The organism is Pseudomonas sp. B21-059 (assembly GCF_026016285.1).
GTDB lineage: Bacteria > Pseudomonadota > Gammaproteobacteria > Pseudomonadales > Pseudomonadaceae > Aquipseudomonas > Aquipseudomonas danubii.
This window is the reverse complement of record NZ_CP087201.1, coordinates 6,304,330-6,318,807: the sequence shown is the minus strand read 5'-3', so window position 1 is coordinate 6,318,807 and position 14,478 is coordinate 6,304,330. Positions and strand designations below refer to the sequence as shown.

At 62.0% G+C, this 14,478-nt stretch carries 13 protein-coding genes and 1 riboswitch; of the genes, 5 read left to right on the top strand and 8 right to left on the bottom strand.

Going from position 1 to position 14,478, the window contains the following annotated elements; genetic code table 11:
• Positions 1-286: 286 nt before the first annotated feature.
• From LOY69_RS28140 to ahcY, 4 genes are all read right to left on the bottom strand, one after another.
• Complete coding sequence (locus LOY69_RS28140; protein ID WP_102862050.1) at positions 287-2,155, bottom strand: DEAD/DEAH box helicase; 1,869 nt, start codon at positions 2,153-2,155, stop codon at positions 287-289.
• Positions 2,156-2,378: 223 nt separating this feature from the next.
• On the bottom strand, positions 2,379-3,194 hold the full coding sequence (locus tag LOY69_RS28135) for a substrate-binding periplasmic protein (protein WP_110594367.1): 816 nt from the start codon (positions 3,192-3,194) through the stop codon (positions 2,379-2,381).
• 120 nt (positions 3,195-3,314) lie between these two features.
• Complete coding sequence (gene metF, locus LOY69_RS28130; RefSeq protein WP_102881139.1) at positions 3,315-4,160, bottom strand: methylenetetrahydrofolate reductase [NAD(P)H]; 846 nt, start codon at positions 4,158-4,160, stop codon at positions 3,315-3,317.
• Between the two features lie 189 nt (positions 4,161-4,349).
• Positions 4,350-5,759, bottom strand: a complete 1,410-nt coding sequence (gene ahcY / locus LOY69_RS28125) for an adenosylhomocysteinase (protein WP_102862047.1) — start codon at positions 5,757-5,759, stop codon at positions 4,350-4,352.
• 21 nt (positions 5,760-5,780) lie between these two features.
• A riboswitch (S-adenosyl-L-homocysteine riboswitch) is annotated at positions 5,781-5,887 on the bottom strand.
• 199 nt (positions 5,888-6,086) lie between these two features.
• Between ahcY and LOY69_RS28120 the strand changes: the two genes are divergently transcribed.
• Positions 6,087-6,482, top strand: a complete 396-nt coding sequence (locus LOY69_RS28120; RefSeq protein WP_060841501.1) for an acyl-CoA thioesterase — start codon at positions 6,087-6,089, stop codon at positions 6,480-6,482.
• Between the two features lie 118 nt (positions 6,483-6,600).
• A complete protein-coding gene (locus LOY69_RS28115) occupies positions 6,601-7,488 on the top strand; it encodes a formate/nitrite transporter family protein (RefSeq protein WP_102862046.1) in 888 nt (295 codons plus the stop codon).
• Here the strand turns inward: LOY69_RS28115 and LOY69_RS28110 are convergent, their stop codons facing one another.
• The gene (locus LOY69_RS28110) at positions 7,489-8,748 is read right to left on the bottom strand and encodes a cation:proton antiporter (RefSeq protein WP_123389898.1); all 1,260 of its coding nucleotides are present in this window, start codon (positions 8,746-8,748) and stop codon (positions 7,489-7,491) included.
• 365 nt (positions 8,749-9,113) lie between these two features.
• Here LOY69_RS28110 and LOY69_RS28105 point away from each other — a divergent pair, with 365 nt between their 5' ends.
• A complete protein-coding gene (locus LOY69_RS28105) occupies positions 9,114-9,947 on the top strand; it encodes an EamA family transporter (RefSeq protein ID WP_102862044.1) in 834 nt (277 codons plus the stop codon).
• Between the two features lie 34 nt (positions 9,948-9,981).
• The gene (locus tag LOY69_RS28100) at positions 9,982-10,365 is read left to right on the top strand and encodes an MAPEG family protein (RefSeq protein ID WP_102862043.1); all 384 of its coding nucleotides are present in this window, start codon (positions 9,982-9,984) and stop codon (positions 10,363-10,365) included.
• 66 nt (positions 10,366-10,431) lie between these two features.
• On the opposite strand, the gene LOY69_RS28095 is transcribed toward LOY69_RS28100, so the two are convergent.
• Complete coding sequence (locus LOY69_RS28095; protein WP_110652415.1) at positions 10,432-11,607, bottom strand: murein transglycosylase A; 1,176 nt, start codon at positions 11,605-11,607, stop codon at positions 10,432-10,434.
• A gap of 132 nt (positions 11,608-11,739) precedes the next feature.
• On the opposite strand from LOY69_RS28095, the gene LOY69_RS28090 reads away from it, so the two are divergent.
• Entirely contained in the window at positions 11,740-12,189 is a 450-nt protein-coding gene (locus tag LOY69_RS28090; protein ID WP_265073883.1) for a c-type cytochrome, read from the top strand.
• 67 nt (positions 12,190-12,256) lie between these two features.
• On the opposite strand, the gene LOY69_RS28085 is transcribed toward LOY69_RS28090, so the two are convergent.
• Positions 12,257-12,652, bottom strand: a complete 396-nt coding sequence (locus LOY69_RS28085) for a DUF1090 domain-containing protein (RefSeq protein WP_102862041.1) — start codon at positions 12,650-12,652, stop codon at positions 12,257-12,259.
• Positions 12,653-12,776: 124 nt separating this feature from the next.
• Positions 12,777-14,459 (bottom strand): NAD-dependent DNA ligase LigB, encoded by a 1,683-nt coding sequence (gene ligB / locus LOY69_RS28080; protein ID WP_265073882.1) that lies wholly within the window; start codon positions 14,457-14,459, stop codon positions 12,777-12,779.
• Positions 14,460-14,478: the final 19 nt, after the last annotated feature.

The window sequence follows — 14,478 nt, the reverse complement described above, 5'->3', positions numbered from 1 at the left end:
TGCCGCAGGCTGCGATAAGGCCCGCAGGGCCTTCGCGATTCAATTCGCACAGCCCTTATTGGACTGATCGCAATCTGCGCCAAGGCAAAAAAAGCGCCCCCGACCACAAATCGGGGGCGTTTTTTATTGCCCGTCATGCAACCCGGTGAGCCTGGCAGGCCCTTGCGCCGGGCTCCCCGTCGTTCGCAGCCTGCGGCAGCAGCTACAGAAAGCGCCCTCGACCAGTCGCCACAAAAAACGCCCCGGGTCTTGCGACCAGGGGCGTTTTTCATTGCAGCCTGCGGACTCAGCGATTGCGGGTCAGCAGTGCCGGCTTCTCGCCCCGTGGGCGGCTCGGCAACTGGTCCAGTTGCTCAGGCGTCGGGAAGCGATCGGCCTTGGACTCCTTGTGCATGATCTTCGGCTGGTTGCCCCGAGGATTCTGCACTGCCGGCTCCTGGCGTGGCTGTTCGTCACGGTTCGGGCGACGATTGCGCGACTCGTCGCGACGCCCCTGGCTGTCACGAGGGGCGCCGTTGCGTGGGCCGCCGCTGCGCTTGGCCGGTGCGGTGCCGGTGGTGCTGCCGTTGCTGTTGCGTGGGTTGCCTGAGCGACCCTGGCCACCACCAGCGCCGCCGCGTGGCGGATTGCCGGCACCGGCGCCCTGGGCCGGAGCCCCTGGACGGCGACCACGGCCCTGGTTGTTCTTGTTCTGGTATGGGCTGACGTAGTCAGCGCGGTTACCGAAGTTGTCCACGTCGTCGTCGAGGAACTCATCCGGTGCCCGGTCGGCACGTGGCGTCGGCTGGCGCTGTTCGCGGGCCGGAGTGCCTTCACGCGGTTTCTGCTCGCGGGCCGGGCGCTCGCCACGGGCCGGCTTGTCTTTGCCGCCCTTGTCCTTGCCCTTGTCCTTGCGACCACCGCCGCCACCGCCGCCGTTCGGGCCGTCGCCACGTGGGCCACGAGGATTGCGCGGGTTGCGTACGTCCGGACGCTCGCGCACTTCCGGCTTCTCGGCTTCCACGGCGCTGGCATCGAAGCCCATCAGGTCGCCATCGGCGATCTTCTGCTTGGTCATGCGCTCGATGCTTTTCAGCAGTTTCTCTTCGTCCGGAGCCACCAGGGAGATGGCCTCGCCCGAGCGACCGGCACGGCCGGTACGACCGATACGGTGCACGTAGTCTTCGTCGACGTTAGGCAGCTCGAAGTTGACCACGTGGGGCAGTTGGTCGATATCCAGGCCGCGGGCGGCGATATCGGTGGCTACCAGAATGCGTACGTCGCCGGCCTTGAAATCGGCCAGGGCCTTGGTGCGGGCGTTCTGGCTCTTGTTACCGTGGATCGCCACAGCGCTCAGGCCGTGCTTGTCCAGGTACTCGGCCAGGCGGTTGGCGCCGTGCTTGGTACGCGTGAACACCAGCACCTGTTCCCAGGCGCCAGCGGTGATCAGGTGCGCCAGCAGCGAGCGTTTGTGGCTGGCGGGCAGGCGGAACACCCGCTGCTCGATACGCTCAACCGTGGTGTTCGGCGGGGTGACTTCGATGCGCTCGGGGTTGTGCAGCAACTTGCCGGCCAGGTCCGTGATGTCCTTGGAAAAGGTCGCGGAGAACAGCAGGTTCTGACGCTTGGCAGGCAGGCGGGCGAGGACCTTCTTGACGTCATGGACGAAGCCCATGTCGAGCATGCGGTCGGCTTCGTCGAGCACGAGGATTTCCACGTGGGACAGATCGACGCTGCCTTGGCCGGCCAGGTCCAGTAGGCGGCCGGGGCACGCCACCAGCACATCGACGCCACGGGCCATGGCCTGGACCTGCGGGTTCATGCCGACGCCGCCGAAGATGCAGGCGCTGACGAACTTCAGATCGCGGGCATACAGCTTGAAGCTGTCATGCACTTGCGCGGCCAGTTCGCGAGTCGGGGTCAGGACCAGTACGCGCGGTTGGCGCGGGCCGTGACGCTGGGATTTGTCCGGGTGACCGTTGGGAAACAACCGCTCCAGGATCGGGAGGGCGAAACCGCCGGTTTTACCAGTACCTGTCTGTGCCGCGACCATCAGATCGCGACCTTGCAACACGGCGGGAATGGCCCGCTGTTGCACCGGAGTAGGCTGGGTGTAGCCGGCGGCTTCGATGGCACCGACTAAAGCCTCGGAGAGACCGAGGGAAGCAAAGGACATGAGTAATCCTGTTTTAGTGAGGGCTTGGCCCAAAGGGATAATCTTGCCGGGCGTGAATGGCGTTTAAGAGGACGCAATCCCGTCCGGTCCTGCTGGCCTGAAGACTCATCCAACACAGGCTCGCGCGGGCCGGTTGGCTGCGCCGTAGCGGGGTGGAGAGGCCTTGAACAGGTTCCAGCGTCCGGGCGTGAGCCTGGCGGGAGGCCGGAGTATAACAGAGCAATCAGTATGCGCTGCTTTCCTGCTGCTCAACGGTTTTTTCTGACCCCCGGGTAGAGGATGACCTGACAGGGGGCAGAACAGGTTCCGCCCCGTACTTGGCGCTCAACTCGGCGTAGGCCGGTTCGCGCTTGAAGCGCTTGAGTTCGGCGCCGAAGCGTTGCACCAAAAGGTCCATCCCGGCGTTGCGGCGCAGCGCCAGGTACTGGCTCTGGCGGCTGATGACCGTAGGGTTCTGGCTGACCTGATCGCGAATGCCCAGGCTGTCCAGCAGATGCTGGCCCACTCGCTTGTCGGTGATCAACAGGTCGATGCGTCCCAGTAGCAGCTTGCCGAAGTTGGCTTCATGGGTCGGCGCCGGCTCGCGGTTGAACAGGGTCGAATTGCTGAAGTCATCGCTATACAGGTAGCCGGGAGAGGTGCCGATGGTCAGGCCCTTGAGTTCATCCAGATGCTTGAACGGATGTGGGCGCTGCTTGGCGTAGAACATCACGAACTCCACATCCGAGAGAGGTTCGCTGGGATAGAGCAAGGTGCGGTCGCGCTGGTCGCTATGGAAGATATCCAGGGCTCCGTCGGCCTGGCCGGTTTCCAGCATGGCCAGGCAGCGTTTCCATGGTAGGAACTGCCACTCTACTTCTATCCCCAGGCGCTGAAAGACAATGGCCGTGGTTTCGTAGTCCAGCCCCAGGGCCTTGCCGTTTTCCTCATAGACATAAGGCGCCCAGGGTTCGGTGACAATGCGCAGCTTCTCGCCATGGGCGGCGACGCTCAGGCAAGTGCAGAGGAGGGCTATCAGCAGCTGGGCAATGACGGACATTGCTGGAGATTACGACGAGAGATCATGCAATTGCTAGGGGGAGTTCCAGCCGCTCTGGCTCAAGGCTTGGGCAAATAAAAAGGCCCCGGTTTGCGCCGGGGCCTGGTGAAGTGTTGCCGATCAGCGCGGCAGCTTCAGGTTGTTCCAGATGGCCAGGCTCGGGTCGGCCTGGTTCAGGGTGTAGAAGTGCAGTCCTGGTGCGCCGCCCTGCAGCAGGCGCTCGCACATCTGGCTGATGACCTGCTCACCGAAAGCCTGGATGCTGGTGCTGTCGTCACCGTAGGCTTCCAGTTGCTTGCGGATCCAGCGAGGGATCTCGGCGCCGCAGGCGTCGGAAAAGCGCGCCAGCTTGCTGTAGTTGGTGATCGGCATGATGCCCGGCACGATCGGGATGTTTACGCCCATCTTCTGCACGCGCTCGACGAAGTAGAAGTAGCTGTCGGCATTGAAGAAGTACTGGGTGATCGCACTGTCGGCACCGGCATTGGCCTTGCGTACGAAATGGGTGAGATCGTCTTCGAAGTTGCGCGCTTGCGGGTGCATCTCCGGATAGGCGGCGACTTCTATATGGAAGTGGCTGCCGGTTTCTTCACGAATGAAGCTCACCAGATCGTTGGCGTGGCGCAACTCGCCGCTGGCCATGCCCATGCCCGAAGGCAGGTCGCCGCGCAGGGCAACGATGCGCTTGATGCCAGCTGCCTGATACTGCTGCAGCAGACCGCGCAGGTCGTCCTTGCTGTCGCCGACGCAAGACAGGTGCGGTGCGGCAGGGACTTTTACTTCGCTCTCCAGTTGCAGCACGGTGTTGACCGTACGATCACGAGTCGAGCCGCCGGCACCGTAGGTGCAGGAAAAGAAGTCGGGGTTGTAGCTGGCCAGCTGACGGGCAGTGGCAAGCAGTTTTTCATGCCCAGCATCGGTCTTGGTCGGAAAGAACTCGAAGCTGTAGCGACGATCTTGGGACATGGAAGCAACCTCCAGCTACAAGCCGCAAGCTGAAAGCGCCAAGAGAAGCGTGGGTGCGCTCATCTCCTGATTCTGGAGCCTGTTGCCTGACACTGTTTAAGCAAATAGGGGCAAAGCGTGAGGCTTTGTGCGGCAAGCCCGGCTTGTGGCCCTGGCTTGCCGCTTGAAGCTCAACGCTTGCAGCTGCTCTTAGTAGCGATAAGCGTCTGGCTTGAACGGACCTTCGACGGTCACGCCGATGTAGTCAGCCTGTTGCTTGGTCAGTTGAGTGACCACGCCGCCGAAGCCGCGAACCATTTCCAGGGCCACTTCTTCGTCGAGTTTCTTCGGCAGGACTTCAACGGTCAGGCGCTCGGCTTTCTGGGCTGGCGACAGGTCGGCGTACTTCTGGCCGAACAGGAAGATCTGCGCCAGAACCTGGTTGGCGAACGAACCGTCCATGATGCGGCTTGGGTGACCAGTGGCGTTGCCCAGGTTCACCAGGCGGCCTTCGGCCAGCAGGATCAGGTAGTCGTCGTTCTGTGGGTCGAAATCGCCATGGCCGGTACGGTGGATCTTGTGTACCTGTGGCTTCACTTCTTCCCATGCCCAGTGCTTGCGCATGAAAGCGGTGTCGATTTCGTTGTCGAAGTGGCCGATGTTGCAGACCACGGCGCGCTTTTTCAGGGCCTTGAGCATGTTTGCGTCGCAAACATTGACGTTACCGGTGGTGGTCACGATCAGGTCGATCTTGCCCAGCAGGGCCTTGTCGATGCAGGCTTCGGTGCCGTTGTTGATACCGTCGATGAACGGCGAAACCAGTTCGAAACCGTCCATGCAGGCTTGCATGGCGCAGATCGGGTCGACTTCGGAAACCTTGACGATCATGCCTTCCTGACGCAGGGACTGGGCTGAGCCCTTGCCCACGTCACCGTAGCCGATGACCAGCGCTTGCTTGCCGGACAGCAGGTGGTCGGTGCCGCGCTTGATGGCGTCGTTCAGGCTGTGACGGCAGCCGTACTTGTTGTCGTTCTTGCTCTTGGTCACCGAGTCGTTGACGTTGATCGCAGGAATCTTCAGCTCGCCCTTGGCCAGCATGTCCAGCAGGCGGTGTACGCCGGTGGTGGTTTCTTCGGTCACGCCGTGAACGCGATCCAGTACCTGTGGGTATTTGTCGTGCAGCAGCTGGGTCAGGTCGCCGCCGTCGTCGAGGATCATGTTGGCGTCCCAAGGCTGGCCATCCTTGAGGATGGTCTGCTCCAGGCACCACTCGTACTCTTGTTCGGTTTCGCCTTTCCAGGCGAACACAGGAATGCCGGCGGCGGCGATGGAGGCAGCGGCCTGGTCTTGAGTCGAGAAGATGTTGCAGGACGACCAGCGTACTTCGGCACCCAGGGCAACCAGGGTTTCGATCAGCACGGCGGTCTGAATGGTCATGTGGATGCAGCCGAGGATTTTCGCGCCCTTGAGTGGCTGTTCAGCCAGGTACTTGCGGCGCAGACCCATCAGAGCGGGCATTTCCGACTCGGCGATGATGGTTTCGCGACGGCCCCAGGCGGCCAGGGAAATGTCGGCGACTTTGTAGTCGGTAAAATCTGCAGGCGTGTTTACAGCGCTCATGAAGAGCCTCCATTCGTAGTGTGCGAATGGGCGCCGTTGTGCGTTTAGTGTCCGTACAGGGAAGCCTGTACCGACAACGCCCCATCCGAGCCTGACAGGTCATGCCTGCTGCAGCGCCCCTCGGACAGGTGGCGGGAAAACGGTATCAAGTGCAGATGACCGTTTTGAAACGGTGGCGATTATAGCCGCCAGAGCCAGACTTCCAAAAGTGTTTCTGTCGCCTGGATGAAGATCGTTAATCGCGACCATAGTCGATGTTGCGTAGAGCATGACCGTCCGGTCTGCCATTATGCCGGGCATCAATTGGCAGGACGGTCAGGAGTGAATATGAATTTCCACACCCGCAAGTGGGTAAAGCCCGAAGACCTCAACCCCAACGGCACGCTGTTCGGCGGCAGCCTGTTGCGCTGGATCGACGAAGAAGCGGCGATCTACGCCATTGTCCAGCTGGGCAACCAGCGAGTGGTCACCAAGTACATCTCGGAAATCAACTTCGTCAGTGCCTCACGCCAGGGCGACATCATTGAGCTGGGCATCACCGCCACCGAGTTCGGTCGCACCTCCATTACCCTGACCTGCGAAGTGCGCAACAAGATCACCCGCAAATCCATTCTCACCGTAGAGAAGATGGTCTTCGTCAACCTGGGTGAAGACGGCCTGCCGGCGCCTCACGGGCGCACCGAAATCAAGTACGTCAAGGACCAGTTCAAGGACGAAGCCTGAACCCACGCGTCGGCGAATGCCTTGACCCCATTCGCCAGCCTGAGGTCTCCAATCCGAACGGAACAGCCCTGAACCTCGCATGTCGTAACTCATACGACCCACCTGGTTCAGGACTCCCATGGACACTCGACACGACGGTAAAACCCCCGGTCTTTCGGCCGCGGAGCAGCAGGACGTCGACCGTAACCAGCCGCCCCGCGCGGCGGTCCTGCATGAAATCATCCGCACCCAGGGCGATCAGGAGCTGGAGCGCAGCGTCGCTGCCCTGTGGTGGTCGGCCTTGGCTGCCGGCCTGACCATGGGCCTGTCCCTGATGGGCATGGGCCTGCTCAACTCCCGCCTGCCGGATGGCGAAGCCTTCAAAGTGATCGCCAGCTTCGGCTACTGTGCGGGCTTTCTGGCGGTGATTCTCGCGCGCCAGCAACTGTTTACGGAAAATACTCTGACCGCGGTATTGCCGGTGATGAGCAAGCCGAGCCTGCAGAACTTCGGGCGGTTGTTGCGCTTATGGGGCGTGGTGCTGGTGGGTAACCTGTGCGGCACCTTGCTGGTGGCCTACGTGATGCTGCACCTGCCGATCTTCGACAGCCGAACCGACCAGGCCTTTCTGGAAATCGGCCGCAAGGTGATGGAGAACGACAGCTCGCAGATGTTCGCCAAGGGCATCATCTCCGGCTGGATGATCGCCACCATGGTGTGGATGATTCCGTCCATGGAGAGCGCCAAGATGTGGATCATCATCCTCATCACCTACCTGATGGCGCTGGGGGACTTCACCCACATCGTGGTGGGCTCGGCCGAAGTCTCTTACCTGGTGTTTGCCGGCGAGTTGGGGTGGCGGGATTTCTGGCAGGTGTTCGCCGGGCCGACCCTGGCGGGGAACATCATCGGCGGCAGTTTCATCTTCGCTCTGATCAGCCATGCCCAGGTGCGCAGCGAGAGCGGTACGCCGAACAAAAACGCGGATCGGGCAGGGGCACCCGATCCGCGACAGATCAAGAAGTGATCAGTGGGCCTCGGTCTTGGCTGCCGGGGTTTCCTGGGTGACATGGCGCACCAGCTTGCCGATGCTCAGACCCTGCAGCAGGATCGAGGACAGCACCACGATGTAGGTGATGCTCAGCACCAGGTCGCGTTCCGGCCCCAGGGGCAGGGCCAGCGCCAGCGCTACTGAGACGCCACCGCGCAGGCCACCCCAGGTCAGCACGCGAATGGTGCCCCGGGGCACGCTGCGCCAGCGGCGCAGCAGGAGGATTGCCGGGGCCACGGTCAACAGGCGCGACAGTACGATAGCCACTGCCAGCAGGCTCGCGGCCGCCAGGTGCAGCCAGTTGAACGGCAGCAGCAACAGTTCCAGGCCGATCAGGGCGAACAGCAGGGCGTTGAGCATGTCGTCCAGCAGTTCCCAGAAACCATCCAGGTAACGCCGGGTCATGTCGTTCATCGCCAGGTTGCGCCCCAGATTGCCGATGATCAGGCCGGCTACCACCATGGCGATCGGTGCCGATACGTGGATCTCGCTGGCCATGGCCGAACCACCGATCACTAGAGCCAGGGTCAGCATCACTTCGATCTGGTGCTGCTCGATGCTCTTGATCATCAGGTACACCAGGTAGCCGATCAGCCCGCCGAACACCACGCCGCCGATGGCTTCATGCACGAACAGCCAGGCAGTGGCGCTCACTGTTGGGGTTTCACCCAGTTGGGCGATGCCCAGCAGCACGGTGAACACCACGACCGCCGTGCCGTCGTTGAACAGCGACTCGCCGACGATAGTGGTCTTCAGCGGCTTGGAGGCGTTGGCGGTCCGCAGTACGCCCAGCACCGCGATGGGGTCGGTGGGGGAAATCAGTGCGCCGAACAGCAGGCAGTAGAGGAAACTTACGTGCCAGCCGAACAGGCCGAAGATCCAGTAGGCCAGGCTGCCGATGACGAAGGTGGCGATCAGCACGCCGACGGTGGCCAACAGGCCGATGGGCCAGCGATAGCTGCGCAGATCGTTGAGGTTGACGTGCAGGGCGCCGGCGAACAGCAGGAACGACAGCATCCAGTTCATCAGCAGGTCGCCGAAGTCGATCTTGCCGATCAGTTCCTCGACATGCTCTTCCAGGCCGGGGAAACCGAGGTAGCTCAGTCCTTGCAGCAACAAGGAAAAGAGCAGGGCGGTGACCATGACGCCGATGGTCGGCGGCAGGCCGATAAAACGGAAGTTGACGTAGGTGAGCAGGGTGGTCAGGCAGATAAAAGCAGCGACAAGTTCAAGCATCCGGACTCCTTTGGATGATCGCAGGAAAAGCAGCCTGAACTCTTTCAGGCCAAAGGTTTGATGTGCCGGCGACGGGACGGGACACAGTTCGTTATGGCGCGGGAGTCCGCTCCCTTGCCACGGCAATGCTGTTGAGCCGCACCCATTGACCGCAGCGAGGGGGCGACGTTGCAGGCCTGGCGGTAAAAATGCCCCGGGCACGCCCATGCTGCCGAATTCGCTGTCGCCACTGCCAAAAAAGCGGGCAACCAGTGCAAGCCGGGCAGCCGGCATGCGAGGATTCCCGCTCTGTGGTCGGGCACTCTGCCCAAGCATGACCGTGCCGCACGAGATCCGATGACCTTCAGGCAAACAGGGAGTGTGAGGTGCTGGCGACAAGTCTGGTTCTGGTGGCGGCGCTGCTGCATGCGGCATGGAACACCCTGATCAAGTTCAGCGGTGAACGATTGCTGGTGGTGGCCTGCATGGACAGCGTGGCGTTGCTGTTCGTGGCAATCATGCTGTTTTTCCTGCAATGGCCGCCGCCGCAGATCTGGCCCTGGATCATCGCCTCGGCGGCCTTCGAACTCTTGTACCGCTATCTGCTGATCCAGGCGTATCGGGTAGGTGATCTGGGGCTGGTCTATCCGTTGATGCGCGGCTTGTCGCCCCTGGTGGTGCTGGCCCTGACCCTGATCTTTGCCGGCGAGGTCCTGAGCACCCAGCAAATTCTCGGCATCCTGCTGATTCCCTTCGGCATGCTTTGCCTGCTCTGGCAAGGCGGAGGCGGCGCGCGCCTGCCCTGGAGCATGCTGCCGGTGGTGGCGCTGATCGGCCTGTGCATCGGTTGCTATACCTTTATCGACGGCCAGGCCCTGCGCCGCTGGTCGCACCCGCTGGACTACCTGACCTGGGTCACGCTGCTCAGCGCCTGGCCCTTTCCCCTGGTGGCTGTGGTGTGGAAGCGGCCCGCGTTCGCGCAGTTCTGGCGTGAGCAGTGGCGCTTGGGGCTGAGCGTCGGCTTCTGTGTACTGTTGAGCTACGCTCTGGTGCTTTGGGCCATGCAGTTGGGCTCGATTGCAGAAGCGGCGGCGCTACGTGAAATCAGTGTGATTCTGGTGGTGCTGTTCGGTATGCGCTACCTGAAAGAACCTTTCGGCCGGCCACGGCTCTTAGCCTGTGGATTGGTGCTGATTGGCATGTTGGTGATGAAGTTCTGAACACCCCCTAAAACTCTAAAAAAGGATTTGCTCCATGACTGTCGCTTTCTGGTGTGTGTTGATCGCAATTGTTCTGCCCTACCTGTGTACCGCCATCGCCAAGGGCGCAGGCAAATACGGGCTTCGCTACAACCATGACCCACGGGCGTTCCTGAGTACCCTGGAGGGGCTGCCCAAGCGTGCCCACAACGCGCAGCTCAATGGTTTCGAGGTGACTCCGGCATTTGCTGCGGCGGTGATCATTGCCCATGTGGCGGGTAACGCCGAACTGGTGACCATCAACGTCCTGGCGGTGCTGTTTGTCACCAGCCGTCTGCTGTACATGATCTGCTACCTGGCGGACTGGGCGATCCTGCGGTCCCTGGTGTGGTTCGTGGGCATGGGCCTGATCGCCAGTTTCTTCTTCGTTTCAGTCTGAAACACCCTCTTGCCGGCGAAAGCGTCTTCATGGTCGCCTCCGCCGGCAAGCCGGCGGCTACTGGGGTCAAGGGGTATCGGGCACTTCCGGTACTTTGGGCAGCGCCGCGCCCTTGGGCCAGAGCATCCAGATCTGTCCCTGCTGCTTCATGTCGCCGGCCAGTTGTCCGGCCGCCTCGCCGGTGCCCCAGAACAAATCGGCACGGACTTCTCCGGTAATCGCGCCGCCTGTGTCCTGAGCGGCTACGGGGCGTACCAGGCTGCTGCCGTCGGGACGAGTGGTGGACAGCCACAGCAGGCTGCCCAGGGGAATGACCTTGCGATCCACTGCGACGCTGTAGCCGGAAGTCAGCGGCACGTTCAATGAGCCACGGGGGCCTTCGTTGCTGTCCGGGTTGCGATTGAAGAACACGTAGCTTGGGTTGCTGCCCAGCAGTTCGGGAATCCGCGTCGGATGGGCCTTGGCCCAGGCGGCGATGGTGCCCATGGTCACGTCCTCTTTTTTCAGTTCCCCCTGCTCCACCAACCAGCGGCCGATGGGCCGGTACGGGTGGCCATTCTGGTCGGCGTAGCCGATCCGCAGTTGGCGACCGTCATCCAGCTGGATCCTTCCCGACCCCTGGATCTGCAGGAATTGCAGGTCCATCGGATCGGTCAGCCAGGCCAGTACCGGAGCCTTCACCCCCTTGGCTTCGATGGTCGCGGCATCGTCATAGGGCTTGAGCACCCGGCCTTCGAGGCGGCCCCTCAGGCGCTTGCCCTTGAGTTCCGGATAGAGGCTGTCCAGAGCGACGATGATCATGTCGTCCGGCACGCCGTACACCGGTACATTGGCCGTTCGGGTCTGGGTCAGGCTGCCGGGATACACCGGTTCGTAATAGCCGGTGATCAAGCCGGTGCTGCTGCCGCTGCCCGAGCGCAGCCCATAGACTTCCAGGTGTTCCTTGAGAAAGTCGCGGATGGCGGCCGGAGTCTGTGGCACGTTGGCCGCTGCAGCACAGGTGGCGCCCCACACCGGGTCGGCTTTCAGGCGGTTGCAGGCACTGCGCCAGGAGCCGAAGCCGGCCAGCAGGTCGTTATCGGCTACGCTGGGCAACGACTCCCACGGCGCACTGTTGTAGGTGGCCAAGGCGTGGGTTGGCGCAGGCTTGCCGTTATCGCCGCCGTTGCAGCCGGCAAGCAGCGCCAGGGCTGGCAGGGTCCAGAGCAGGTGGCGACGCCAGCGGAGGAAGCTCGGGTTCATGCTGTATTTCCTTGAGGGGTTATCCACAGACTGGGTGGCAGTGGGCAACCCCTATTGTTAATAGGGCTATTGGTGTTTGCCGGGGAGGCGAGGATACTGGCCGCCGTTTCCGTGACCTGACCTGAAGCCACCATGACGCTAAAAAGACTTTCTGTTGTATTGCTGGCCTGCCTGACGCTTTCCGCCTGTGGCGGTGTCGATCCCAACTCTCCCCTGGGTCAGCGCAAGGCAATTTTCAAACAGATGCTCAAGATCGGCGAGGACCTGGGGGGCATGCTGCGTGGGCGGATTCCTTTCGACGGTGCGCGTTTTGCCGAAGGTGCGGTCAAGCTCGACAGCCTGTCCCATGAACCCTGGAAGCACTTCCCCGAGGTCAAGGAAGAAGATCACACCAGCGCCACCGATGACGTCTGGCGCAAGCAGGCGCGGTTCCAGGAGCTGGCACGCAACCTGGAGGCGGCCACCGGTGAACTGGTGACCATCAGCCAGGTCCAGCCTTACAAGGCCAGTAACCTGGGGCCGGCAGTGCAGAAGGTCGAGGATGTCTGCAGTGCTTGTCACAAAGAATTCCGCAATCACTGAGTGGCGGTTCTGACAAGGTGTTTTGCGCTGGCGAGGGAGCAGTCCCCCTCGCCACGACAAGCGCCGCTTACTTGTCCAGCTCGTCCAGGGCTTGCTGCAGTTCCTTGCGGGATTCGGCGAGTTTGTCCTTGCGCTTGTTGATCTTCTCCGAGTCGCCTTTCTTCATGGCTTTTTCCAGATCGGCCTGGCGCCGGCTGACTTCGTGCTTGGCTTCCAGCACCTTGTTTTCCCGATCCTTCTTCAGCGAGGCATCGGTGCAGTGGGCGTTGACTTCACTCAGGGCGCGCTCCAGGCCGGCTTGCTGATTGCTATTGCCATGAGCCTTGGCTTGTTCAATCTGGGTCATGATCGCTTGGCGCTTGGCGGCACAACCGGTCAGTTGCGGAGCTTGTTCGGCGGCCAGCAGGGGCGCGCTCATCAGGCTGCACAGGGTCAAGGCAGCGAGGGATGGAAACAGTTTCATGGAAGGCTCCAGGTGGAAAAAAGATCAAAAAATAACCAATTAAAATATTGACGCTGGCATCGGGAGTGGGGTGTTGGAACCCAATCCCGCCTGGGTGGTTCAACCTGCGCCCCAGGATGATGGATTAAAAACCTTCGATACCCGCTTCACTCAAGGCGGCACGCAGGGCCAGTACCTGTGGATCACGAAAGAATGCCGTCAGTTGCGCAGCACGTTCCGCTCCTATTCCTGCCTCGTCCTGCCAGTCCTGGCTGCTTTTCAGCGCCAGGGTTTGCCATGGCCCGCTCAGGTCAGCTGAGCCACTGGGGGGCAGCCCCAGGGATTTCAGCCAGCGAGGGAAGGGTTGCTGTCTTGCCCGGTGCAGGCTCTCGAGTAAACGAGAGCTGCTGCGCTTGCCGAAGCCGGCAATGTTAGCAAGCTCCGCCTGATCCAGGGTCAGCCAATCCAACAGGCCTTTGATACGCCCTGTTTCAATCAGCCTGCTCCAGGTTCGCTCGCCGATATTCTGCAGGTCCAGGCCCTGTTTGCTGCTGAGCCAGGTCAGCCGCGCGAGAAACTGACTCTCGCAACCGGGAGAGGGCTGCCAGCAGCTCAAGCCATGAAAGTCCTCCTGGGCCGGAGCCTCGATGGCCTGGCGTTGCGGGCTCCTGAGTACCACGCTCTCCAGGCGCGGAATGGTCAGTCCGGCAAGGCTGATGGCCACCTGATCGCCGGGCGCTATATCCAGTGCCCGCCAGCGTTGTAGCGAGCCGACGCTGACACGACGGATCTGTCGGTCGTCGAGGGTGACAGGCTCGATATCCAGCAAAGGGGTGATGCGTCCGGTGCGGCCGATGCGGAATCGCACCTGACGCACATGGGCCAGGGCCTGGGCGTAGGGATATTTCCACGCGGCGATCCAGTGCGGCGCTTTGGCCTGCCAGCGCTCGGCGGCCGGGCGCTGGCTCTGCCGCAGGATGATGCCGTCGCTGGCGAAGGGCAGGGGTGAGCGGTACCAGTGCTCTCGCCATTGCCGAGCTTCGCTGAACCCGGTGATGGGCCGGCTGTATTCACCGCCCTCGGGAAAACCCAGTTGCGCCAGTTGCTCCAGGCGTTCACTCAAGATGGCGGGGCCTTGGGGCCAGTCCCAGACAAACAGGCCGATCTGCTGTGCTTCTGCCCTCGACAGGTGTTTGCGTGCCAGCCATCCGGCGACCCGGCTGCGAGCATTGAGGCTGCCCGCGCGGGACTGGATGTGTTGCTCCAGTCGTTGATACAGCTCCCCTTGCAGCAGCAGGTCCACGGGCTGTGGCAATTGTTTGGGGATGGCCGGGATCTGACGGGCGCTGGCGCTCCAGTCATGGCCCAGCAGGCCGTCACCCCGACTTAACGCCTGGTGGAAGCGACCCTGGCGGTAGATCAGGGTCACGGCCACGCCGTCGATCTTGGGTTGCGCCCAAACACCTTCGCGACCTTTTAGCCAGAGCTGGACGGCATTGTCATCGGGGAGTTTTTCCACTCCGGTGTGAGCAATAGGGTGGGGGATGCTGCCCCGGGCGTCGAGCAACGGCCGGTCCGCTGTCACGGGAATCTGTGGAAAGCAGTGCCGCAGGTTGGCCAGGCGATGACGGGACTGGTCGTACAGCTCGTCGGCTACAGGCGATTGGCCGTGCCGGTGGTAGCGGGTGTCCCAGTTCTTGAGCTGTTGTTGCAGGGCGGTGATTTCCAGGTTGGCCTGGGACGTTGGCCAGTCAGGACATTGGGCCTGAGCGGGTAGAGCGGCGAGGGCCAGAAGCAGCAGGAAGAGTCTTGGCAGCATGGGGAGCATCCTTGCTCTGATGGGCATG

Excerpts from the sequence above, each read along its gene's own strand:
- LOY69_RS28140 (WP_102862050.1), bottom strand. The coding sequence starts at position 2,155 with ATGTCCTTTGCTTCCCTCGGTCTCTCCGAGGCTTTAGTCGGTGCCATC.
- LOY69_RS28135 (WP_110594367.1), bottom strand. The coding sequence starts at position 3,194 with ATGTCCGTCATTGCCCAGCTGCTGATAGCCCTCCTCTGCACTTGCCTG.
- metF (WP_102881139.1), bottom strand. The coding sequence starts at position 4,160 with ATGTCCCAAGATCGTCGCTACAGCTTCGAGTTCTTTCCGACCAAGACC.
- ahcY (WP_102862047.1), bottom strand. The coding sequence starts at position 5,759 with ATGAGCGCTGTAAACACGCCTGCAGATTTTACCGACTACAAAGTCGCC.
- LOY69_RS28120 (WP_060841501.1), top strand. The coding sequence starts at position 6,087 with ATGAATTTCCACACCCGCAAGTGGGTAAAGCCCGAAGACCTCAACCCC.
- LOY69_RS28115 (WP_102862046.1), top strand. The coding sequence starts at position 6,601 with ATGGACACTCGACACGACGGTAAAACCCCCGGTCTTTCGGCCGCGGAG.
- LOY69_RS28110 (WP_123389898.1), bottom strand. The coding sequence starts at position 8,748 with ATGCTTGAACTTGTCGCTGCTTTTATCTGCCTGACCACCCTGCTCACC.
- LOY69_RS28100 (WP_102862043.1), top strand. The coding sequence starts at position 9,982 with ATGACTGTCGCTTTCTGGTGTGTGTTGATCGCAATTGTTCTGCCCTAC.
- LOY69_RS28095 (WP_110652415.1), bottom strand. The coding sequence starts at position 11,607 with ATGAACCCGAGCTTCCTCCGCTGGCGTCGCCACCTGCTCTGGACCCTG.
- LOY69_RS28090 (WP_265073883.1), top strand. The coding sequence starts at position 11,740 with ATGACGCTAAAAAGACTTTCTGTTGTATTGCTGGCCTGCCTGACGCTT.
- LOY69_RS28085 (WP_102862041.1), bottom strand. The coding sequence starts at position 12,652 with ATGAAACTGTTTCCATCCCTCGCTGCCTTGACCCTGTGCAGCCTGATG.
- ligB (WP_265073882.1), bottom strand. The coding sequence starts at position 14,459 with ATGCTCCCCATGCTGCCAAGACTCTTCCTGCTGCTTCTGGCCCTCGCC.